Raw genomic sequence first — 22,797 nt, forward strand, 5'->3', positions numbered from 1 at the left:
GTTCGCTGAAGGAGGTGCGTATTTGAATGTTAAGTGAAATTTCCATTCATAATTTTGCCATAATCGAGCATCTCGAAGTTACTTTTGACGAAGGGTTGACTGTTCTGACTGGTGAAACAGGTGCCGGCAAGTCCATAATCATTGATGCGGTTCAGCTCCTTGCTGGTGCGAGGGGCTCTCAGGAATTCATTCGCCATGGAGCAAAAAAGGCGGAATTGGAAGGGATGTTCACGATTGATGACGAGGATCATCCTGTCTTCCAGAAACTCTCTGAATTCGGCATTGAATGCGAGGATGGCAGTATCATATTGAGACGCGATTTGAATGCCAATGGTAAAACGACTTGCCGGGTAAATGGCAAACTAGTGACGATTGCGAGTTTAAGGGAAATCGGTTCCCAATTGATAGATATTCATGGGCAACATGATAATCAAGAACTGATGCTTGAAAAGCGGCATATCCATCTGTTAGATCAATTTGCCGGATCGTCTTTAGCCGAAGCGCACCGTAACTATCTTGATATTTACAATCAATACACGAAATTGAAACGCAGGCTTGAAACGGCGACAGAGAATGAACAGCAAGTAGCGCAGCGTATCGATCTCTATTCATTTCAATTAAAGGAAATCGACAATGCTGAACTCGTTATCGGTGAAGAAGAAGAGCTTGAAGAGGAAAAGCTGAAACTTCAACACTTCCATAGGATTTTCGAACGGTTGAACACAGCCTACGAGTCAATCAGTGGCGATAATCATGCATTGGACTGGGTTGGTTCCGCAATGAGCGATCTGGAAGATGCTGCGTCAATTGACAAGGAACTGGCATCACACTCCGAAGTCGTTTCAAGCAGTTTCTACTCATTGCAGGATACTGCTCATGAATTAAAAAGTATTATTGACAGGATGGAATACGATCCGACGAGATTGCCAATTGTCGAAGATCGGCTTGCGATGCTCGTTTCTCTAAAGCGGAAGTACGGAGCAACGATAGAGGATATCCTCATTTATCGGGAAAAGATTGCAGACGATCTTGACCAGTTACTCAATCGGGATGAAAGGCTTGGCCAAGAACAGGAAAAGCTTGCGCAACTTGAAAAAGATTTGGAAGTGGAAGCGAATGAACTGTCAATTATCAGGCAAGAGTCAGCTCTTCACTTAGAGAAAGCGATCATGCAGCAATTGAAAGAATTGCATATGGAGAAATCCACCTTTAAGGTATCGATCAATCGAAAAGCATCCAACAGTTTTGACAGTCACGGCTTTGATGATGTAGTCTTCCTCATTTCGACAAATTTGGGTGAGCCATTAAAGCCCCTTGTAAAAATTGCTTCCGGAGGCGAGTTGTCGAGGATCATGTTAGCTTTAAAAACAATTTTTTCTAAGCACCAAGGAATTACATCCATCATTTTCGATGAAGTCGACACTGGCGTCAGTGGACGAGTTGCACAAGCCATTGCAGATAAAATCGCAATGATTGCCACTCATTCTCAAGTGCTTTGCATTTCGCATCTTCCGCAGGTGGCTGCCATGGCTGACCATCATTTGCTCATAAGGAAAGAAGTGAAGGAGAACCGGACAACGACAGCTGTCGCTGAGATTGCTGATATGGATAGAACAAAGGAATTATCGAGGATGTTGTCGGGTGCGGAAATTACTACACTTACGCTGCAACATGCAGATGAACTATTAACAATGGCGGACGAACGGAAAATATCTTTCCGCAATTAGGCGCATACTTCATGTATGCGTTTTTTTCATGATTTAACCTTTCATAAGATTCACCTGAACGGACATACCAATAGTATCTTTCAGCCGAGGAGGTGAACTATGGGATGGAGTAAACGACTGATGTTATCCGCTTCGTTTGCCACGCTAATATCTTTCTTGCCGTTCCAAAATGATATTTCCGCTTCATCCAATGAGCGGCTCATTCCGATGGGGCATTCAATTGGTATTCAAATGGATTTGTCGGGTATTTTCGTCACGAATGACGTACTGGTCAACAATGAGCAATGGTTAAAGGCGGGCGACTCCATTATCCGTCTCAATGGGACAAACATCATCAGTCTCAGCGATTTCGAAAAAGTCATGGCGAAAGAAAAAAAAGAGAAAATCCACATGAATATTAGCCGAAAAGGCGCGTCGGTCGAAGTGTTGGCGGAAAGAGATGCTGTAAAACGTCTCCTTCCCTTCCTTAAAGACCGAACTGAAGGAACCGGAACATTGACTTATGTCGATCCCCATCGAGGCACTTATGGAGCCCTCGGCCATCAAATCGTTGACAGCTCCTTGAAATCTCCACCGCCTTTCAAACATGGCGCAATTTACCTTTCAGAAATTGAACAGATCAAGAAAAGCACACCAGGCACTCCAGGTTATAAAATCTCCTCAATTGTAGATAATGAACAGTATCTAGGCACAATCCAAACCAATGGAATTTACGGAATATTCGGTTCGTGGAACGATGCCTATAAGAAAGTGTTAGCTGAACCACTCGAAATTATGCAGCCCACGGAATTACAAGCAGGGGCAGCGGAAATTTTTACTACAGTAAAAGGGACGGAAGTCGAAAAGTTCTCCATCCGTATCACTGACATTGAGGATGAACAGTTTCATTTCATTTTAACCGACGCCAAGTTGCTGGAAGCGACAGGTGGAATTTTACAAGGCATGAGTGGGAGTCCAGTCATTCAAAATGGAAAGTTTGTTGGCGCGGTAACCCATATGTTTGTCGACGAACCGAAAAAAGGTGCAGGCTTGTTCTTAGTTACGATGAGAGACGGTGAAAGGCGATAATGAAAAAAACCGATCCTAATAAGGATCGGTTTTTTTATTGTATTTCGTCGAATAATGACGAAACAGTGGTACATTAGCTTCATTTTTCAGAAAAGTAGAGGATTGTTCAATTGTTTGTCGAATTTTTCCTTTACAGCAGTTCGTTTTCATGCGAATAATATATCTATGGTAATCATTTCATGGATGAAAAACGAGTAGGGGGAAAATGGGATGGGGAAAGTAAGGATTGCAATTGCGGACGACAATAAAGAACTGGTTAACACAATGGATGCATATTTTGAGCAACATCCTGAATTGGAAGTAATTTGGACAGCGCATAACGGCAAAGTCTGTCTATCTATGCTACAGGAGAATAAACCCGATTTGCTGCTATTGGACATTATCATGCCACATTTGGATGGGATTGCGGTATTGGATACGATAAAAAAGGATCCGGCATTATCCGATATGCATATTATCATGTTGACGGCATTCGGGCAAGAGGACGTAATGGCACAGGCGGGGGGATTGGGTGCTTCCTATTTCATGTTGAAACCTTTTGAATTTGACCGACTGGTATCACAAATCTTTCAAATTTCAGGGACGCAAAAGCAGTCGAAACCGGTTGTTCAAAAGCCGGTTGAAGCGGATGCAACGATGTCACAAAGAGCGCTTGACACGACCATTACATCGATTATTAAAGAAATTGGTGTACCCGCCCATATTAAAGGTTATGCATTCTTAAGAGAGGCCATCCAAATGGTCTATACGGACGTCGATCTCCTTGGTTCTGTCACGAAGGTTCTTTATCCGGATATTGCAGAGAAATATAAAACAACCCCATCCCGTGTCGAGAGGGCTATCAGGCATGCTATTGAAGTTGCTTGGAACCGTGGGAATTACGACGTCATTTCCAAAACATTCGGTTACACAGTCCACCATTTGAAAAGCAAGCCGACGAATTCAGAATTCATCGCAATGATCGCAGATAAGATCCGTCTGGAGCACGTAGCAAGCTAAGCTTAAAGGATTCGTAAACCGACAGATCTCTGGCATTCATACTACACTTCAATTTCAAAGCCTATAAACTCATACTCAAAAAGCCGATGAATAGTTGCATTCATTGGTTTTTTACGTTAAAAAACAGTTTGAAACTTTTTCTGAAAAACTTCGTCTGTACGTCGCTTGATGGACAATAATTGAGGTGAAAAGAGGAAAGAAAAAACTCGGCACAGTATTTCTCGAGTGTCCTAAATAACTCATTGTGGAAATATTATTTTAACTTTATAATAGGGAGGGGAGTTAATGTGTAAACGAGGTGTTGAATTGCTTGTTCAAAATGTATTTTTTGATCTATACGTAGCAGGAGAAGATGTAATGCTCGACTTGAAAAAAACCGGTTTTCCTTTGAAATCGTTTGATATGATTACAAATCAAAACCCAAGAGTCAAAATTTCCTCTTTTCCAGCTTTGAGAAAAGGCCTTACGGAAGTTGGAAATGGACATAAAATCGGTTATTTCTTACCGCTTGTCGAAGTGATCGTTTCTCCTGACAAGATGAAAGCCGAAATTATTATCAATATGACAATAACTGAATTCCAATTGGAAAAACATCGATTGCTTCAACTTGTGAGAAAATCACTGGACGACCATGGTATCGTATTCGGCATAATTGAGTTAACTGAAACAGATCTGTTCCCGGGACGTGCCGTCATAGCAGCGTTAGGACGGGAGCCGGAAAAGGGCGCTGATGCCCAAATTACATATTTAAAAAAGCCAGAGAAAAAGCCAGTAATACGCGAAGACGGCTTGGCGGATTATTATGAAATGAACTTCGTCACGCATGTGGCAGAAGGTGATTGGTTAGGTGAAAAAATACCGCCCACGGATGGCGTTCCCGGGAAGGATATTTTCGGAGGAGTTGTAGTCGCCATGCGCGGCGACGATGCGAAACTTCAATATGACAGAAAGTCTGTCGTTGAAGTCGAAGAACAAGGGAAAGTTGTCCTCCGAGCCCTGTTCGGAGGGGCGCTTGAATTCATAGATGATATTGTTAGTGTCGGAAAGCATTTAATCATCAATGGCGATGTTGGGCCTGAAACAGGTTCCATCACATTTGACGGAGCGGTGACAGTGCATGGAACTGTCATGGCGGGATACTCTGTGAATGCAACCGGTGATATCTCAATCGAAGGGAACGAAGGTGTCACAAATGCAAAGGAGATCTGTTCATCCGAAGGGGATCTATATATTAAAGGCGGCGTCTTCGGAGGGGACATTTCACTTATAGAAGCTAGTGGCGACATATTCATTAAACATGCAAACAATTGCAAGCTCTTTGCTAAAAACATTCACGTAGGCTTGTACATATTGGGCTCTGACGTAGTCGGTGAAACGGTTTCCGTTGATAAAAACAGGGGAAAGATTATTGGTGGACACATCGAAGCGCTTTTCAGGATTGAATGCGGATTCGCTGGTAATGCACATGAAAGAACGACTCATTTACAGGCGAAAGGAATCGATAAGGATTTGATTTATCAAGAGATTCAGCAAATGGCTCTAGAATTGAAAGAGTTGCAAAAAACAGCAGGAAACCTCGAATCACAATTGTCGATGATCGAAGGTGCCCAGTCAAATCAATTGCGTGGAGAACAAGCGGAAGCATACGAAAAACTGAAAAAGACACTGAGGGCGAGCAGAGATATGATGTTTGAACTCGACCGTGAAATCCAGGCAGGGCTCTATAAGATAAAAACGGCTACACCCCCGCAAATTGAAATTACGCGTGAAGCTTATCCTGGTGTCATCATTCAGATTGGTGCAAAGTCAAGCTTGTTAAATAAAACGACGAAAGGTGTATTTGAAGTTGTCGATAATGTCCTCAATGTATAAACCGACAGTGTTCGCGCATAGGGGCGCTTCGGGCATCTGTTTTGAAAATACGATGAGTGCGTTCAAGGAAGCGGTAAGGCAAAGGGCGGACGGCATCGAACTGGATATTCAATTGACAGCGGACGGAGTGCCCGTAGTTGTCCATGACGTGGACCTTTATAGAATTTCCGGAATACGGAAGCGAATTTCTTCTCTACATTTTAGTGAACTGGAAAACATAAATGTTGGAAGGAAGTATTTCAGGCGCTTTCTCGGGCATCGCATCCCGACATTGCGGGAAGCCGTTTCATTCTGCGAATTGAATCGCTTAGCTTTGAACATCGAGTTGAAAGAGACAGTTTCCGAAAGACCGGAATTTTTAAGGAAGATTATCGATATGGCTGTCATGTTGGATAATGTCCATATTTCTTCATTTGATCCGGAAATCCTTAAAAAGACAAAGACTATGGAACGGGCAATCGAAACGGCTTTACTTGTAAAAAGAAAGACTACGGAATGGAACAGCTTGGAGAACTATCATTACGTGGATGGATTCAATTTCCACAAGCGTCTGCTGAAAGAGCCATATATTGGAGCGCTTATTGCAAGTGGAAAGAAATTGAGGGTATATGGTATGACTGGCAAGGAGATAATCGCTTCTCAACCACCTTCGTACATAGATGGTTGGATAACTGACTACCCTGGCAGGTTCAAAAAATAGAAGAAAAGGACATTGGCAAAAATCGGCCAATGTCCTTTTTATTTCAATAGAATTACTACTTGAAACGCTCTTGTACCCGTCCTTTCCGGCGATCACGACGCAGAAGGAACCCTGCAAAAAATGCGAGACCCGCACCGAACATGAGGAAGCCGACCGTGAATTGAAGCCAGATGAAAGGGAATGGATTAAATTGGATTCCGAAAAGTGAATCACGCATGAGCTTAATGCCGCCAGCCGTGATAAGAATGGGAATCAATAGTACTATGAATGCCGCCATACGAGCCATAATATCAATCTCCTTACCAAATTTAATTTTACCTGCTCAACAATTATTGTCAAGAACAGAGCAATCGTGTATGATGATTATAGATTTGCAAAAGATTGCATGGTGCTAAAAGGAGATTGAATATCCTTGCAAAATGTACTCATTGTTGGAGCGGGCTCTGGGGGCACGAAAATATTAAACTTGCTCTTAAACTCGAATTTCATGAATGTGTCGGCAATTGTCGATATTGATGAACAGGCACCGGGACTTGTAATCGCTAAGAAGCTAGGAATCTCGCATGGTTCCGATTGGAAGCCGTTCTTGACCGATGAAGTCCAGATAGTTTTTGATGTAACAGGGGATAACACGGTTTTCAATGAATTAATGAAGAGCATTCAAATGCATACGTTATTGATTCCGGGATCCGTCGCGAATCTGCTCGTTGACCTCTTGAATGAGAATGATCAATTCATCGGGAAAATTCAAACCGAAATGGATAGACAACGGCTCATTTTTAATTCAATCGATGAAGGCATGATTGGAATCGATCAAGAGGGCATTATTGATTTTATTAATGAAAGCGCTTGCAAAATGTTAGAAGTTTCTGATTTTGACGCAATTGGCAACTCGATTTTGGATATCATCCCGGAAAGCAAATTGGTCAGGGTACTTACATCCGGAAACCCTGAGATGAATGAAGAATTGATTTTGCCGAACGGGGTGAAAATTGTCAGTTCCCGTTATCCGCTCGTTTCTGCAGAAGGAAAAACCTTCGGCGCATTTGCGATTTTTAAGGATGTATCGGAGGTTCTCAAACTTGCTGAGGAAATCACGGATTTAAAGTCGGTGAAAACGATGCTGGAAGCAATCATTCATTCGAGTGATGACGCAATTTCAGTAGTTGATGAAAAAGGGAATGGCGTACTTGTCAACCCAGCGTATACGCGTATCACTGGCCTATCTGAAGATGAGGTAATCGGTAAACCGGCAACGGTCGATATAAATGAAGGCGAAAGCATCCATATGAAAGTGTTAAAGACGAAAAAACCGGTCCGCGGAGTAAGTATGAGGATTGGGGAAGGCAATCGGGATGTAATCGTTAATGTCGCTCCAATCATCGTCGATCAGCAAATAAAGGGCAGCATTGGAGTCATCCATGATATAACCGAAATGCGAAGTCTCATGAAAGAATTGGATTGGGCCAGACAAACGATTCGTAAATTGGAGTCAACTTACACATTTGACGATATCCATGGAAGCTCTCCGGATATCGGCCTTGCAGTCGACCAGGCACGAATCGCCTCGAAATCGGATATCCCTGTCATGTTGCGAGGAGAAGCGGGCTCAGGGAAAGAATTATTTGCAAACGCCATCCATAGCGGAAGTGAAAGAAAATCGAATAAATTCATCCGAATGAACTGCGGTGCAATTGATCCCGCCGTTATTGAGAAGGAGTTGTTCGGAGATAGCGGTAGTCATAACACTGGTACATCAATCAGAGTAGGACTATTGGAAGAGGCTAGGGAAGGAACTCTCCTACTGGATGAAGTGACTGATTTGCCTTTATCTGTCCAATCAAGACTTCTCGAATACTTGCAGCTTTCAATGAAACGAGTGGATGGCCGAAGTTCTGCAAATACAGCGCGAATCATAGTGGCCACTTCTAAAAACCTTGAGAAGGCAATTCATGAAGGCACCTTTAATATGGATTTGTATTATGTGCTAAACCGTTTGTCTATTCAAATTCCACCATTACGGACGAGAAAAGTGGATATACCTGAAGTGGCTCTTCATCTCTTGGAGAAGCTTAATCAGGAGTTTGGCATGAATGTAGAAAAAATATCTGATGAAGCTATGGCGAAGTTACAGAAATACGAATGGCCGGGCAACGTGCGAGAACTCGAAAACGTGTTAAGTCGTGCGATGATTTTTATGAAGCATGGATCATCCGTTATCGGGGAAGAAGATATAAGACGGTCGCTTTTCACGAATGAAGTGAAAACAGGCGAGGATATTCTCACTGAAAAAAGCACTTTAGCTTCGATAATGGACGATTACGAAAGAACAGTGCTTGAAAAGGCTTTGGATGAACATGACGGTAACAAATCATTGACAGCGAGCCGTCTAGGAATATCATTGCGCTCCTTATATTACAAACTGGAGAAATACAAACTCATTTGAAGGAGGCTGCTGATATGTCATCACTAGATGCTTTGGTTGAAAAAACGGCTTCTTCCGGAACGCACGTCGTGTCCGTCGCATGCGCCGCGGATAGGGGAGTCCTTGAAGCAGTGGAAATGGCAATTATGAAAGGAATCGCATCTTTTCTACTCTTTGATGATGAAGAACGATTACGTCTAACAATCAAAGATCATTTTCCTGAATTGGACGGACATCCATACATCACTCTTATACACGTCGACAGCAAGGAAGAGGCGGCTGAAAAGTCTGTACGTGCCGTATCAAGCGGTGATGCACAGGTTTTAATGAAAGGCAACTTGCCGACCGCTATCATCCTGAAAGCCGTTTTAAATGGAGATTACGGGTTGCGGACCGGGAAAGTATTGTCCCATGTTGCTGCATTTGAAGTGGACGGCTATGATCGGTTGCTTTTCGTCACAGATGCAGGCATGAATATTGCGCCTAACTTGGAAGAAAAAGCGCAAATCATACGGAACGCAGTAGCTGCTGCAAAGGCATGCGGTGTGGAAATGCCGATTGTCGCCCCGCTTGCAGCGATCGAAACGATCAACCCGGTGATGGTGCCCACAACCGATGCAGCATCGCTTGTCGTCATGAATCAAAGAGGGCAGATTAAGGATTGTGTCATTGACGGTCCTCTTGCCTTGGATAATGCGGTGTCCATCGAATCTGCAAAACACAAAGGGATTACGAGCGAAACTGCGGGATTAGCCGATATTCTTGTAGTGCCTTCAATTGAAGCCGGAAATATATTATATAAATCACTCATGTATTTCGCAAAGGCGAAAGTCGGCGGCATCATACAAGGCGCAAAGGCTCCGATTGTACTGACATCGAGGTCAGATAGCGCAGAAAGCAAGCTTTATTCATTGGCATTAGCCATACAGACATCAAAAAACTAAAAACGGATATTCCGGAGGAGGAAACGCATCATGGAAATTTTTAAATATATGGAAACTCACGATTACGAACAGTTGGTTATTTGCCAAGATAAAACTTCAGGATTGAAGGCAATCATCGCAATCCACGATACAACATTAGGTCCTGCTCTAGGCGGCACCCGCATGTGGACATACGCAAGTGAAGAAGAAGCAATCGAGGATGCACTCCGATTAGCAAAAGGAATGACTTATAAAAATGCAGCGGCAGGACTTGATTTAGGCGGCGGCAAGACAGTTATCATCGGTAATCCGAAAACGGATAAAAACCCAGAGATGTTCCGCGCATTCGGCCGATTCATTGAAGGGTTGAACGGAAGATATATTACTGCGGAGGACGTTGGCACGACAGAAGAGGATATGGATCTGATCCATTTGGAAACAGATTATGTAACAGGCGTTTCCGCGGAGTTCGGTTCATCGGGCAACCCGTCCCCTGTAACGGCGTTCGGTGTATACAAAGGGATGAAGGCTGCGGCTAAGGAAGCATTCGGAAATGATTCCCTTGAAGGCAGGACGGTTGCAGTACAAGGCGTCGGAAACGTTGCTTATAAGCTTTGTGAATACTTGCATGAAGAAGGTGCAAAGCTCATTGTCACCGATATTAATAAGGAAGCGGTCCAACGCGCCGTTGAGGCTTTTGGTGCAACCGCTGTCGAAACGGATGAAATCTATTCGCAAGATGCGGATATTTTCGCACCGTGTGCATTAGGAGCAATCATCAATGACGAAACGATTCCTCAATTCAAAGTGAAAGTGATCGCAGGTTCAGCGAATAATCAATTGAAAAATCCGGAGCATGGCGATACCATCCATGAAATGGGCATCGTCTACGCACCCGACTATGTCATCAACTCAGGCGGCGTCATCAATGTGGCAGATGAGCTTGCAGGCTACAACCGGGAACGGGCATTGAAACGGGTAGCGGGCATTTACGATACAATTGAAAAGATTTTCGCAATCTCCAAGCGTGATAACATCCCTTCCTATGTTGCGGCTGATCGTCTTGCAGAGGAACGGATCGCACGGGTTGCCAAATCACGTGGCCAATTCCTGCAAAAGGAAAAAAGCGTTCTTAATCGAAAAAAATAATATTACCAAAGAAATTTACGTACAGACCGATAGGAGGGATGGCCTGTGCAAAAGAAAAGCTTCCGGATTCTAGTCATCAATCCCGGATCTACATCAACGAAAATCGGTGTGTACGATAATGAAAAAAATATTTTTGAAGACACATTGAGGCATCAAGCGGAAAAGCTTGCACAATTCGCTTCTGTCATCGATCAGTACAGTTTTCGAAAAGATGTCATCCTCTCTTCGTTGAACGCTGGCGGCATCCAATTGACGGATTTGGATGCTGTCTGTGGAAGAGGCGGATTACTCCGACCGATTTCGGGAGGTACATATAACGTCAATGAAGAAATGCTCAACGACTTGAAAAAGGGATTTTCCGGTCAGCATGCTTCCAATCTTGGCGGTATCCTTGCGAATGAAATTGCTTCTGATGCAAGGATCCCTGCCTTTATCGTCGACCCGGTAGTTGTCGATGAGATGCAACCGATCGCCCGTATTTCAGGATTTGCACCGATCAGCAGAAAGTCGATTTTCCACGCACTCAACCAGAAAGCGGTTGCCAGAAGATATGCGAAACAGATCGGTAAAAGCTATAATGAGCTCCGATTGATCGTCACTCATATGGGAGGCGGCATAACTGTTGGAGCACACCGTTACGGCAAAGTGATAGACGTGAATAACGGCCTGCATGGAGACGGGCCGTTCAGTCCAGAACGGGCAGGAACGGTTCCGATCGGCGAGTTGGTCGATCTATGCTATTCAGGAACTTATTTCAGAAAAGAAATAATGGCAAAACTTGTCGGGCAGGGTGGCCTCGTCGGCTATTTAGGAACAAACGACGCTGTCAATGTAGAAAAAAGGATAGAAGCCGGCGACGAGAAAGCAGCACTGCTCTATGAAGCGATGGCTTATCAAGTCGCAAAAGAGATTGGAAGTGCTGCAACCGTGCTCGAAGGCAAAGTCGATGCCATTATATTGACTGGCGGCCTCGCATACGGCAAGGAATATGTAGAAATGATCAAAAACCGAGTTGAGTGGATATCCAAAGTAGTAACATATCCGGGTGAAGACGAGCTGCAAGCCCTTGCGGAAGGGGCTCTACGGGTCATGATTGGGGAAGAGCAAGCAAAAACCTATCCGTCCTAATGGATAGCGAAGAGGAGGCCATGATTACTGATGGCAAACGAATATGATGTAGTAATTTTAGGTGGAGGTACCGGCGGCTACGTCGCTGCTATACGCGCCGCACAATTAGGCCTTAAGACTGCTCTTGTGGAAAAGGATGCTCTTGGCGGGACTTGCTTGCATAAAGGCTGCATCCCGAGCAAAGCCTTATTGAAAAGTGCAGAAGTATATCAAATGACAAAAAATGAAGCAGCCCACTTCGGCGTGGATACGAATGGCACATCTTTGAATTTTGAACGTGTCCAAGCAAGGAAAGATGAAATCGTTCAACAATTGCACAAGGGTGTCATTGGACTAATGAAAAAAGGGAAAATTGATGTCTATGAAGGACACGGCCGCATGTTGGGCCCGTCCATCTTTTCTCCTATGCCGGGTACCATATCAGTTGAAATGAATAACGGGGAAGAGAATGAAATGCTCATCTTGAAAAACTTGATCATTGCTACCGGTTCGAGACCCCGGACGTTACCGGGTTTGGAGATCGATGAACAAAAGGTCCTTTCTTCGGACGGAGCTCTGAAAATGACTGAACTTCCGAAATCGATGCTCATTGTTGGAGGCGGTGTCATCGGAATCGAATGGGCATCGATGTTGAGTGATTTTGGTGTGGAAATCACTGTAATTGAATATGCGGACCGAATCATTCCTACGGAAGATGAAGATATATCGAAGGAAATGAAAAAGCTCCTAACTAAAAAGGGAATTACTTTTGTGACAGGGGCGAAAGTGGCACCCGACAGTGTTACAAAAACAGAGAAATCTGTCACGGTTTCCGCTGAAGTAGCAGGCGAAATGAAGGAATTTACCGCAGAGAAGATGCTCGTTTCAGTTGGACGCCAAGCTAATGTCGAAGGAATCGGCATCGAGAATACAGAAATACAAATCGAAAACGGTTATATTCAAACGAAGCCGACGTATCAGACGAAGGAAAGCCATATTTACGCAATCGGTGATGTGATCGGTGGGCTTCAGCTAGCTCATGTAGCTTCCCATGAAGGCATAGCAGCAGTAGAACATATCGCAGGACGCGCGACTGAACCGATCAATTACACGAACATATCCCGATGCATCTATTCAAGTCCTGAGGCTGCAAGTGTCGGTCTTACGGAAGCGCAGGCTAAGGAACAAGGGTTTGACGTCAAGGTAGGTAAATTCCCGTTTGCTGCAATTGGCAAGGCGCTTGTAAATGGCAATGCCGACGGATTCGTGAAAATTATCGCCGATAAGAAATCGGATGATATTTTAGGTTTCCATATGATCGGAGGTCAAGTAACTGATTTGATTTCGGAAGCAGGACTCGCAATGGTCCTCGATGCGACTCCGTGGGAAGTGGCTTCAACAATCCATCCACATCCATCGTTGTCCGAAGTGATCGGTGAAGCAGCGCTATCAGTGGATGGTATTGCAATTCATATGTAATCGTAATGATCGGAAATGAATTTAAGAAATTCCTTTCCGGTCCGGTCATTTGACTTTAAAAAGAAGGGGGTTTAAAACATGACTAAATCACGTCATGAAGAATTGGGATTGACGAATGAGGATGTATTGGAAATATATGAAACGATGGTCATGGCACGACGTTTGGATGAACGTATGTGGCTTTTGAATCGTGCAGGTAAAATCCCGTTTGTCATATCATGTCAAGGGCAGGAGGCGGCTCAAGCTGGAGCTGCGTATGCACTCGATAAAGATAAGGATTGGATTGCTCCATATTACCGTGATATGGGCGTTGTGCTTCATTTTGGCATGACACCGAAGGAGCTGATGCTGTCTGCTTTTGCAAAAGCGGAAGATCCGAACTCCGGCGGTCGCCAAATGCCTGGTCATTTCGGACAACGAAAAAATCGTATCTTGACGGGCTCATCCCCGGTGACTACGCAGCTTCCTCATGCTGTAGGAGTTGCGCTGGCAGCAAAAATGAAAAACGAGGACTTCATCACATTCGTCACGTTAGGAGAAGGGTCTTCCAACCAAGGTGATTTCCATGAAGGGATGAACTTTGCCGGCGTCCACAAACTGCCGACAGTTATCATGGTGGAAAACAACAAGTATGCGATTTCAGTACCTGTTGAAAAGCAGTTGGCTTGTGAAAATGTTTCCGACCGTGCGATAGGGTACGGAATGCCCGGCGTAACAGTCGACGGGACAGATCCGCTAGAGGTATATCGTGTCGTGAAGGAAGCGGCCGATCGTGCCCGAAACGGAGAAGGTCCGAGCCTCGTTGAAACGATCTGTTACCGACTGACAGCCCACTCTTCAGATGATGATCACCGCCTCTATCGGGATCCGGAAGAGCTTGAAAACGAACGGAAACATGACCCGATCCCTAAGTTTGCGGCTTATTTGAGAGAAGCTGGCGTCATTGATGATGCTTATGAAAAAGAGATGGAAGAACGCATTATGGCAATTGTCAATGAAGCGACCGACTATGCGGAAAAAGCTCCGTATGCAGAGCCTGAATATGCGCTTCGCCATGTTTATAAAGAAGAAGGGGGGAACGAATAATGGCCGTCATTTCGTACATTGATGCAATTACACTTGCCATGAAAGAAGAGATGGAAAGAGACGAAAATGTATTCGTTCTTGGAGAAGACGTTGGAAGGAAAGGCGGCGTTTTTAAAGCGACGACTGGCTTGTATGACCAATTCGGAGAATACCGTGCACTTGATACGCCTCTTGCAGAATCTGCAATTGCGGGCGTCGGAATTGGAGCTGCCATGTATGGAATGCGTCCAATCGCTGAAATGCAGTTCGCAGATTTCATCATGCCAGCTGTAAACCAAATCGTCTCCGAAGCAGCCAAAATCCGCTATCGGTCCAATAACGACTGGTCTTGTCCAATTGTTATTCGTGCCCCGTTCGGTGGTGGTATCCACGGAGCACTATACCATTCCCAATCTGTCGAGTCGATGTTCGCAAGCACACCAGGCTTGAAAATTGTCATTCCTTCGACTCCTTACGACGCGAAAGGTTTGTTGAAAGCGGCAATCAGAGACGACGATCCTGTACTCTTCTTTGAGCATAAACGGGCTTACCGTTTAATCAAAGGGGAAGTCCCTGAAGAAGAATACGTACTGCCTATCGGTAAAGCGGATGTGAAGCGCGAAGGGGATGATATTACGATCATCACTTACGGCCTATGCGTACATTTCGCCTTGCAAGCGGCTGAAAGACTGGCTGAAGATGGCATTTCTGCTCATATTCTTGACTTGCGCACGGTTTATCCGCTGGATAAAGAAGCGATCATTGAAGCAGCTTCCAAAACAGGGAAAGTGCTGCTCGTCACTGAAGACAATTTGGAAGGTAGCATTATGAGTGAGGTTTCTGCAATTATTGCAGAAAACTGCCTTTTTGAACTTGATGCACCTATCAAACGTCTTGCGGGTCCTGACATTCCAGCTATGCCATATGCACCGACAATGGAGAAGTTCTTTATGGTCAACCCGGATAAAGTTGAAAAAGCTGCACGTGAGCTTGCAGAATTTTAATCGGAGAGGAGGTAAATGACATGACAATTGAAAACATAGAAATGCCAAAACTCGGAGAGAGTGTTACAGAAGGAACGATTGAAAAATGGCTCGTTAAGCCGGGGGATACTGTCAATAAATACGATCCTTTGGCAGAAGTGAACACGGACAAAGTGACTGCTGAAATCCCTTCCTCATTCGCTGGAACGATCAAGGAAATCATTGTTCAAGAAGGCGAAACAGTAGAAGTTGGAGTCGTCGTTTGTACGATTGAAACGGAAGGAGGCGCAGAGGCTCCTGTGGAAGCGGTTCCTGCTAATGAAGAACCGGCAAATAAAATGCCGGCAACCGGCTCCCGAAAACCTGCCGCACCTATTAAACGCGAGGTAGGAGCAGCTCGCTTTTCACCGGCAGTGATGAGATTGGCACAAGAACATAGTATTGATCTTTCCCTTGTCCAAGGCTCCGGAAAGGAAGGACGCATTACACGGAAAGATATCCAAAGAATAATCGACAGCGGGGAAATACCAACCGCAGAAACGGTACAAATCGAACAGGCGCCGAAAAGTGTTGAACAGCATGTTTCAGCTCCCGCACAAAGTGCATCTGCAGGTAAAGCGGCGGATCAAGCATCTGTGTCGACTGCTGCAGGTGATATCGAAATTCCGATCACGGGAGTTCGCCGTGCGATAGCCACAAATATGCTCCGCTCAAAACACGAAGCACCGCATGCGTGGACGATGATTGAAGTGGACGTAACAAACCTAGTCCAATACCGTGACTCTTTGAAAAATGATTTCAAGCAGAAGGAAGGCTTCAATTTGACTTATTTCGCTTTCTTCGTGAAGGCGGTCTCCCAAGCTTTAAAGGAATTCCCAATGATGAATTCCATGTGGGCGGGAGATAAGATCATCCAGAAAAAAGACATTAACATCTCCATTGCAGTTGCTACGGAAGATGCACTTTATGTACCGGTCATAAAACACGCTGATGAAAAAACGATTAAGGGAATCGGCCGGGAAATCAATGAGCTCGCATCCAAAGTTCGTTCAGGCAAGTTGAAATCCGATGAGATGCAAGGCGGGACATTCACCGTCAACAATACCGGCTCTTTCGGCTCCATCCAATCGATGGGGATCATCAACTACCCGCAAGCTGCAATCCTGCAAGTCGAATCCATTGTTAAACGTCCTGTTGTCATGAACGGCGGAATGATTGCGGTGCGCGATATGGTCAACCTCTGTCTATCACTTGACCACCGTGTACTTGATGGATTAGTGGCAGGCCGCTTCCTTGCACGTGTTAAAGAAATCCTTGAAAATATTACCGAAAGTAATACATCGGTCTATTGACGAAATAGAAAGCTGTCCTTCTAACTATAAGAGGGACGGCTTTTTGTTATATGGATTTCAGGCAGCTCTTCATTTCCCCTTTAGAGCTTTCAAACAATTGGCAAGTCAGGTAAACTAATAAGTAGTGAAATATAATTTGATGTACTATACATAATTATGGAACAGCTCATAAGACCTTCTCTATCCTGCTTAACGAAAGGAGCAAACTAAATGACAGTTGATAAAATGAAAAAAACTACCTTTCTAAAATCAGACTTTAAACAATGGAAAAAACTTGCCGTCGATTCCTTGAAAGGGAAGCCATACGAACAATTGACGACAGAGACATTGGAAGGCATTGATTTACAACCACTCTATTTTGAAAGAGCAGCTCTTGACAGCTCTTCGGTAGTCGGATCAATGAAACGAAATGCCGGTTGGATCATTGCGCAGCAGACGATTGCAAGCGACGAGGCTGATTTCCTGGAACAATTGGAGGATTCGATTGATAAGGGGAATGAAGCGATTGTATATGACGGTATGAACCAATTTAACTGGAACGACGATCAGCTCTTGCAATTGTCTTCATTCATATCACAATATCCAATTTTCCTTTACAACGTCAGCAATGATGATCCGATTTTAAGGGCATTTGATTTTGTACACCATGAAGTTCGGGAAGCTGTAACCGGTATCGTTCAAGTGAATGACTGGACGATTCCGGTTGGATATAAAAACATCCGGACTGCAGGAGCTGATTTATGGAAAGCTCACCATGAAGGCGCAGATGCGGTCACTGAGCTAGCAATCGCATTGGCGGAAGCTTCCCGAATTGCTGGAAGCTATGATAGCTTCCAAACATTCGCTGACAACTTCTATGTCCGTTTTCCGATTGACACTCATTTTTTCATGGAGATCGCTAAACTAAGAGCATTTCGAGTGTTATGGCAAGCGTTCGCGCATGCGTATGATGTCGAGGAACTACCATTAATACCTGTGATGGCAGTAACATCTTTACGCTCTTTTTCGAAGCTTGATCCATACGTCAACTTGCTCCGTGCAGGGAATGAGACTTTCGCCGCCATTTTAGGGGGAGCTGATATTATACAAGCTCACCCTCACGATATACTGACCGGGCCAAACGCAAGCTCGATCCGGTATAGCCGCAATATGCAGCTCATTCTAAAGGAAGAAACCCATGTGGAAAAAGTTCTTGACCCCGCTGGTGGTTCGTATTTTATTGAAAAGCTGACGGAAGAGCTTGTCGAAAAGTCTTGGAAACTGTTTCTTGAAATCGAGAGCAAAGGCGGTATCGAACGTTTCTATGAGAGCGGCCGATTGCAGGAGAAATTAGGTAAACTGCAAACTGAAACGGCTACAGGCAAAAAAGCACTCATTGGTACAAATGTGTACGCAGAACTTACAGCGATAAACTTTGATGATTGGAATGGCATTGATAAAGTCGACCGATTGGCCGAACCTTTCGAAAAACTCCGTTATTCATTTAGTGAAAATCAGCCAAAAACTGTCATACTGACATTCGGCAAACTGAAAGACTTCAAGCCACGGGCAGATTTCGTGACGGGATTCTTGGCGTCTGGTGGAATTAGAAGCGATTGGAGCCCTGCATTCGAAAGTGTTGAGCAAGCAATTGAATGGATAAAAAGTGAAAAACCGGATTACGCAATTGTCTGTGGTCATGAAGAGATTGTATCGAACGCCATGGAAAATCTCCTTACTCAAATGCCTGCGGGAATATTGCTTGATGTGGCGGGAAGAATCGATGATGAAACATTGCTTATTTGGAAGCAAAAAGGCCTTAACGGCTTGATCTTCAACGGTCAAGATAAAATTGAAAAACTGCAAAACATCTTGAATTCGTGGCAAGGAGGGCTCCAAAAATGAATAAACCCGATTTCAACAAGGTAGACATCAGTAAGATAAACATTCCTAAAAACCCTTCCGTAAACGAAACACCTTTCCTTACAAATGAGGGAATTTCCATCAAATCAGAATACACGAGTGAGGATATAGAAGGTGTAGATCACTTGGAGGACATGCCGGGCATCGCCCCGAATACGAGAGGCCCATACCCGACGATGTACGTTGCACGCCCTTGGACTGTCCGCCAATATGCCGGTTTCTCGACTGCCGAAGAGAGTAATGCATTTTATCGAAGGAATTTGGCGATGGGGCAAAAAGGTCTGTCTGTCGCTTTTGACTTGGCGACACACCGCGGATATGACTCCGATCATCCTAGGGTGACAGGCGATGTCGGTAAAGCGGGAGTAGCAATCGACTCCGTTGAAGATATGAAAATCCTATTTGACGGCATCCCGCTTGACCAGATGTCCGTTTCGATGACGATGAATGGGGCCGTTTTGCCGATCATGGCTTTTTACATCATTGCGGCAGAGGAGCAAGGCGTTTCTCCTGAAAAGCTTGCGGGTACGATTCAAAACGATATATTGAAAGAATATATGGTAAGGAACACATACATCTTTCCCCCTGAAATGTCGATGCGCATTATCGCGGATATATTTGAGTACACATCCAAATATATGCCGAAATTCAACTCGATTTCGATTTCGGGCTACCATATGCAAGAAGCAGGGGCTACGGCAGATATCGAGCTTGCCTATACATTGGCGGACGGGCTTGAATACGTTCGCACCGGCTTGAAGGCAGGAATCGACATCGATTCCTTCGCACCTCGTCTGTCGTTCTTTTGGGCGATCGGCATGAATTATTTCATGGAAATTGCGAAAATGAGGGCGGCACGCAAAATCTGGGCGCAAATGATGCAATCCTTTAACCCGTCCAATCCTAAATCCCTCGCTTTGCGTACGCATTCTCAAACATCGGGATGGAGTTTGACCGAACAGGATCCATTCAATAATGTTACGCGTACATTGGTGGAAGCGAATGCTGCAGCGATGGGGCATACACAGTCCTTGCATACGAACGCGCTAGACGAAGCAATTGCGCTGCCGACGGATTTCTCCGCAAGAATCGCACGGAACACGCAACTGTTCCTGCAAGAGGAAACAAATATGACAAAGACGATCGATCCATGGGGCGGTTCCTATTATGTTGAAAGGCTAACCGCTGATTTGATGGAAAAGGCGTGGGAACTGATTGAAGAAATTGAAGACTTAGGCGGAATGGCCAAAGCAATTGAAACCGGCTTGCCGAAGATGAAAATTGAAGAAGCTGCCGCCAAACGTCAAGCGAAAATCGACTCCCGCACAGAAACGATAGTTGGAGTGAATAAATATCGACTTGAAAAGGAAGAACCTATCGATATATTGGAAATCGACAATACAGTCGTTCGCCAAAAGCAGATTGATCGTATCCGTCAATTGAAAGAACAACGAAATGAAGCAGATGTTAATTCTGCTTTGGGTGCATTAACGGATGCAGCGCGCAGTGGAAACGGGAATCTTCTAGCGTTATCAGTTAAAGCAGCGAGAGCCAGGGCAACAATCGGAGAAATCTCTGATGCAATCGAGAGAGTGTCGGGTAGACATAAAGCGGTTATACGGTCTGTGAGCGGCGTCTACAGCTCGAACTTCTCGAATTCGGAAGAAATTGAAGAAGTGAAAGAGATGACAGATGAGTTTCTGGAACATGAAGGCCGACGTCCACGTATCCTCATCGCAAAAATGGGACAGGACGGTCATGACCGCGGCGCGAAAGTAATTGCTTCCTCTTTTGCGGACTTAGGTTTCGATGTGGACATCGGTCCATTGTTCCAAACTCCTGAAGAGACCGCTTTACAGGCGGCTGAAAATGATGTCCATGTAATCGGTGTAAGTTCGCTTGCCGCTGGACATAAGACACTCGTACCCGCGTTGCGGAATGAGCTTTTGAAAATCGGAAGGGAAGATATCCTTATCGTTGTCGGCGGGGTCATCCCTGCTCAAGATTATGATTTTTTGAGAGAAAACGGCGCGACGGCCATTTTCGGTCCGGGAACGGTCATCCCGGTTGCTGCACAGAAAGTAATAGAAGATATCTATCGCGCGCTTGGGTACGAGGAAGTGACGGAGTGAGCAAGGAAAAACGTTTACAGGACGACAGTGCAATGCATGTCATGAACGGGATCGAGGCAAGTCATGACGGCATGGTTGCCCCAAAACGAAAACGATTTGTGAAAAAAGAAAAGAAAATCGACATCGATGGTTTGCATGAAGAAATCAGCAATGGATCGAGGCTGCATCTTTCCAAGGCGATAACACTTTTAGAGAGCCGGGCGGAACAGGATCAGAAAGCAGGGCAAGAGTTGCTGCGGAAACTGCTGCCGAAAACAGGGAAGAGCATTCGAATTGGCATAACAGGCGTTCCAGGAGCTGGAAAGAGCACTTTTATTGAAACGTTCGGACTTCAATTAGCACAAGAAGGCCATAAGGTGGCTGTACTCGCTATCGATCCGAGTTCTACGGTGACAGGCGGGAGCATTTTGGGCGATAAGACAAGAATGGAGGCGCTCGCAAAGCATCCGAACGCCTTCATCCGTCCATCTCCTTCTTCCGGAACCCTCGGAGGCGTCCATAAAAAAACCCGAGAAACGATGTTGCTTTGCGAAGCTGCAGGGTATGAGATCATCCTTATTGAAACAGTCGGTGTCGGTCAAAGTGAAACCGTTGTCAGAGGGATGGTCGACTTCTTCATGTTGCTCGTTTTGACAGGAGCCGGCGACGAGCTGCAAGGCATGAAAAAAGGGATCATGGAACTGGCGGATTGCATGATCATCCATAAAGCGGATGGCGATAATTTGAAACTTGCAAAGAAGACTGTAAGGGAATACAGACAACTTCTCCATTTCCTCCAACCGGCGACACCCGGGTGGACGACGACGGCATTGCCTGTCTCGTCGCTCGAACGTACAGGCTTAGAATCGGTATGGGAAACAATTAATGTGTTCCAGGAGGAAATGAAAAGCAGCGGCTTCTGGCATGAACGGAGACAAGCCCAAACGAGAGATTGGTTCCATTCGATGATCCAGGATCGATTGATCGATAGTTTCTATTCGCAACATGGTAAGAAGGAACTTGTCGCCGATCTTGAAAAACAATTGCAAACGGGGGAGTTGACAGTTGCGAGCGCTGTTGACATCATCCTTCCGATGAATGACTTCACGCATAGAATGGACAACTAAGTATTCTACTTGTTCTACAAAATCTGCTTTTTTGCAAGTGTAACAACCAACTGCTATGATGAAAATATATTTTGAAAGGGGCCGATTTGAATGACAATGGATTTTAATTTTTATATGGAAGATATTACGAAACAGGCACGGTCTGAAATGGAAGCTAGCGGCTATGAACAGCTGACAACACCTGAGGAAGTGGAAGCGGCATTCAAACGCCAAGGAACGACACTTGTCATGGTGAACTCAGTTTGTGGATGCGCAGGGGGAATTGCACGTCCTGCAGCAGCACACGCTATCCATTACGACAAACGCCCTGATCACCTTGTCACTGTGTTTGCCGGTCAAGATAAGGAAGCAACAGCTTATGCGCGCATGCTATTCGGTGAAGACCATCTTCCGTCCTCCCCATCCTTTGCATTATTAAAGGACGGGAAGCTCGTTGCAGAAGTCGGACGCTATGAGATTGAAGGCCATGATCCGATGTCCGTTGTCACGAATTTGCAAGGCCAATTCGAAGAATATTGTGAGGAAGTATAAATAAACAGTTCTTCCAGGACTGTTTCAGAGTGGAGACAAAAGGGTTGGAAAACAAAATGATTTCCAACCTTTTTCTCAATATATACTTCAGAATGAAGATTTGAGGGAATAACTCTACTACGGTCATTAATTTTATTACCTGATTCTTTTATATTGAAGATACAGTTGCTTAAAGCAGAATGCGGCGACTGAGGTGATACCCGCGGGAAGCATACAGTAAAGGAAATCAACAAAAGCACTCCTCATTAAAAAGACAAGATGTCAAAAGAAAATGTCT

Annotated in this window: 18 protein-coding genes; 17 read left to right on the forward strand and 1 reads right to left on the reverse strand. The window is 44.8% G+C overall.

Annotated elements, in window-relative coordinates:
- Positions 1-26: 26 nt before the first annotated feature.
- The 5 genes from recN (at position 27) to NIT04_RS07830 (ending at position 6,366) form a co-directional block, all read left to right on the forward strand.
- Complete coding sequence (recN, locus tag NIT04_RS07810; RefSeq protein ID WP_252502986.1) at positions 27-1,727, forward strand: DNA repair protein RecN; 1,701 nt, start codon at positions 27-29, stop codon at positions 1,725-1,727.
- A 99-nt stretch (positions 1,728-1,826) separates the two neighbouring features.
- A complete protein-coding gene (locus tag NIT04_RS07815; protein WP_252502987.1) occupies positions 1,827-2,795 on the forward strand; it encodes a SpoIVB peptidase S55 domain-containing protein in 969 nt (322 codons plus the stop codon).
- A gap of 210 nt (positions 2,796-3,005) precedes the next feature.
- Entirely contained in the window at positions 3,006-3,794 is a 789-nt protein-coding gene (gene spo0A / locus NIT04_RS07820) for a sporulation transcription factor Spo0A (protein ID WP_252502988.1), read from the forward strand.
- 285 nt (positions 3,795-4,079) lie between these two features.
- The gene (locus NIT04_RS07825) at positions 4,080-5,666 is read left to right on the forward strand and encodes a DUF342 domain-containing protein (protein ID WP_252502989.1); all 1,587 of its coding nucleotides are present in this window, start codon (positions 4,080-4,082) and stop codon (positions 5,664-5,666) included.
- Positions 5,650-6,366 (forward strand): glycerophosphodiester phosphodiesterase family protein, encoded by a 717-nt coding sequence (locus NIT04_RS07830; protein WP_252502990.1) that lies wholly within the window; start codon positions 5,650-5,652, stop codon positions 6,364-6,366. Before NIT04_RS07825 ends, NIT04_RS07830 begins: the two co-directional genes overlap by 17 nt.
- A gap of 55 nt (positions 6,367-6,421) precedes the next feature.
- Here NIT04_RS07830 and NIT04_RS07835 read toward each other — a convergent pair whose 3' ends face one another.
- The gene (locus tag NIT04_RS07835) at positions 6,422-6,652 is read right to left on the reverse strand and encodes a DUF2627 domain-containing protein (RefSeq protein WP_252502991.1); all 231 of its coding nucleotides are present in this window, start codon (positions 6,650-6,652) and stop codon (positions 6,422-6,424) included.
- A 126-nt stretch (positions 6,653-6,778) separates the two neighbouring features.
- Here NIT04_RS07835 and NIT04_RS07840 point away from each other — a divergent pair, with 126 nt between their 5' ends.
- The 12 genes from NIT04_RS07840 (at position 6,779) to NIT04_RS07895 (ending at position 22,520) form a co-directional block, all read left to right on the forward strand.
- Positions 6,779-8,812: a sigma 54-interacting transcriptional regulator gene (locus NIT04_RS07840; protein ID WP_252502992.1), complete on the forward strand. Its 2,034-nt coding sequence runs from the start codon at positions 6,779-6,781 to the stop codon at positions 8,810-8,812.
- Positions 8,813-8,826: 14 nt separating this feature from the next.
- Complete coding sequence (gene yqiS / locus NIT04_RS07845) at positions 8,827-9,735, forward strand: phosphate butyryltransferase (protein ID WP_252502993.1); 909 nt, start codon at positions 8,827-8,829, stop codon at positions 9,733-9,735.
- 30 nt (positions 9,736-9,765) lie between these two features.
- On the forward strand, positions 9,766-10,863 hold the full coding sequence (locus tag NIT04_RS07850; RefSeq protein ID WP_252502994.1) for a Glu/Leu/Phe/Val dehydrogenase: 1,098 nt from the start codon (positions 9,766-9,768) through the stop codon (positions 10,861-10,863).
- Between the two features lie 45 nt (positions 10,864-10,908).
- The gene (buk, locus tag NIT04_RS07855; protein ID WP_252502995.1) at positions 10,909-11,991 is read left to right on the forward strand and encodes a butyrate kinase; all 1,083 of its coding nucleotides are present in this window, start codon (positions 10,909-10,911) and stop codon (positions 11,989-11,991) included.
- Positions 11,992-12,021: 30 nt separating this feature from the next.
- Positions 12,022-13,449, forward strand: coding sequence for a dihydrolipoyl dehydrogenase (lpdA, locus tag NIT04_RS07860; protein WP_252502996.1), 1,428 nt, complete (start codon positions 12,022-12,024; stop codon positions 13,447-13,449).
- A gap of 78 nt (positions 13,450-13,527) precedes the next feature.
- Entirely contained in the window at positions 13,528-14,535 is a 1,008-nt protein-coding gene (locus NIT04_RS07865; protein ID WP_252502997.1) for a thiamine pyrophosphate-dependent dehydrogenase E1 component subunit alpha, read from the forward strand.
- Positions 14,535-15,518, forward strand: coding sequence for an alpha-ketoacid dehydrogenase subunit beta (locus NIT04_RS07870; RefSeq protein WP_252502998.1), 984 nt, complete (start codon positions 14,535-14,537; stop codon positions 15,516-15,518). Before NIT04_RS07865 ends, NIT04_RS07870 begins: the two co-directional genes overlap by 1 nt.
- Positions 15,519-15,538: 20 nt before the next feature.
- Positions 15,539-16,849, forward strand: a complete 1,311-nt coding sequence (locus NIT04_RS07875; RefSeq protein ID WP_252502999.1) for a dihydrolipoamide acetyltransferase family protein — start codon at positions 15,539-15,541, stop codon at positions 16,847-16,849.
- Positions 16,850-17,059: 210 nt separating this feature from the next.
- A complete protein-coding gene (locus tag NIT04_RS07880; protein ID WP_252503000.1) occupies positions 17,060-18,733 on the forward strand; it encodes a methylmalonyl-CoA mutase family protein in 1,674 nt (557 codons plus the stop codon).
- The gene (scpA, locus tag NIT04_RS07885; RefSeq protein WP_252503001.1) at positions 18,730-20,883 is read left to right on the forward strand and encodes a methylmalonyl-CoA mutase; all 2,154 of its coding nucleotides are present in this window, start codon (positions 18,730-18,732) and stop codon (positions 20,881-20,883) included. Before NIT04_RS07880 ends, scpA begins: the two co-directional genes overlap by 4 nt.
- A 32-nt stretch (positions 20,884-20,915) precedes the next feature.
- On the forward strand, positions 20,916-21,989 hold the full coding sequence (gene meaB, locus NIT04_RS07890; protein ID WP_252503219.1) for a methylmalonyl Co-A mutase-associated GTPase MeaB: 1,074 nt from the start codon (positions 20,916-20,918) through the stop codon (positions 21,987-21,989).
- Positions 21,990-22,079: 90 nt separating this feature from the next.
- On the forward strand, positions 22,080-22,520 hold the full coding sequence (locus NIT04_RS07895; RefSeq protein WP_252503002.1) for a BrxA/BrxB family bacilliredoxin: 441 nt from the start codon (positions 22,080-22,082) through the stop codon (positions 22,518-22,520).
- Positions 22,521-22,797: the final 277 nt, after the last annotated feature.

It is taken from the genome of Sporosarcina sp. Marseille-Q4943, from assembly GCF_943736995.1.
GTDB lineage: Bacteria > Bacillota > Bacilli > Bacillales_A > Planococcaceae > Sporosarcina.

Coding starts and splice junctions, on each gene's coding strand:
- NIT04_RS07850 (WP_252502994.1), top strand. CDS start 9,766: ATGGAAATTTTTAAATATATGGAAACTCACGATTACGAACAGTTGGTT.
- yqiS (WP_252502993.1), top strand. CDS start 8,827: ATGTCATCACTAGATGCTTTGGTTGAAAAAACGGCTTCTTCCGGAACG.
- spo0A (WP_252502988.1), top strand. CDS start 3,006: ATGGGGAAAGTAAGGATTGCAATTGCGGACGACAATAAAGAACTGGTT.
- NIT04_RS07875 (WP_252502999.1), top strand. CDS start 15,539: ATGACAATTGAAAACATAGAAATGCCAAAACTCGGAGAGAGTGTTACA.
- NIT04_RS07895 (WP_252503002.1), top strand. CDS start 22,080: ATGACAATGGATTTTAATTTTTATATGGAAGATATTACGAAACAGGCA.
- NIT04_RS07835 (WP_252502991.1), bottom strand. CDS start 6,652: ATGGCTCGTATGGCGGCATTCATAGTACTATTGATTCCCATTCTTATC.
- meaB (WP_252503219.1), top strand. CDS start 20,916: ATGCATGTCATGAACGGGATCGAGGCAAGTCATGACGGCATGGTTGCC.
- lpdA (WP_252502996.1), top strand. CDS start 12,022: ATGGCAAACGAATATGATGTAGTAATTTTAGGTGGAGGTACCGGCGGC.
- NIT04_RS07880 (WP_252503000.1), top strand. CDS start 17,060: ATGACAGTTGATAAAATGAAAAAAACTACCTTTCTAAAATCAGACTTT.
- scpA (WP_252503001.1), top strand. CDS start 18,730: ATGAATAAACCCGATTTCAACAAGGTAGACATCAGTAAGATAAACATT.
- NIT04_RS07830 (WP_252502990.1), top strand. CDS start 5,650: ATGTCCTCAATGTATAAACCGACAGTGTTCGCGCATAGGGGCGCTTCG.
- NIT04_RS07865 (WP_252502997.1), top strand. CDS start 13,528: ATGACTAAATCACGTCATGAAGAATTGGGATTGACGAATGAGGATGTA.
- NIT04_RS07815 (WP_252502987.1), top strand. CDS start 1,827: ATGGGATGGAGTAAACGACTGATGTTATCCGCTTCGTTTGCCACGCTA.
- NIT04_RS07870 (WP_252502998.1), top strand. CDS start 14,535: ATGGCCGTCATTTCGTACATTGATGCAATTACACTTGCCATGAAAGAA.
- recN (WP_252502986.1), top strand. CDS start 27: ATGTTAAGTGAAATTTCCATTCATAATTTTGCCATAATCGAGCATCTC.
- NIT04_RS07825 (WP_252502989.1), top strand. CDS start 4,080: ATGTGTAAACGAGGTGTTGAATTGCTTGTTCAAAATGTATTTTTTGAT.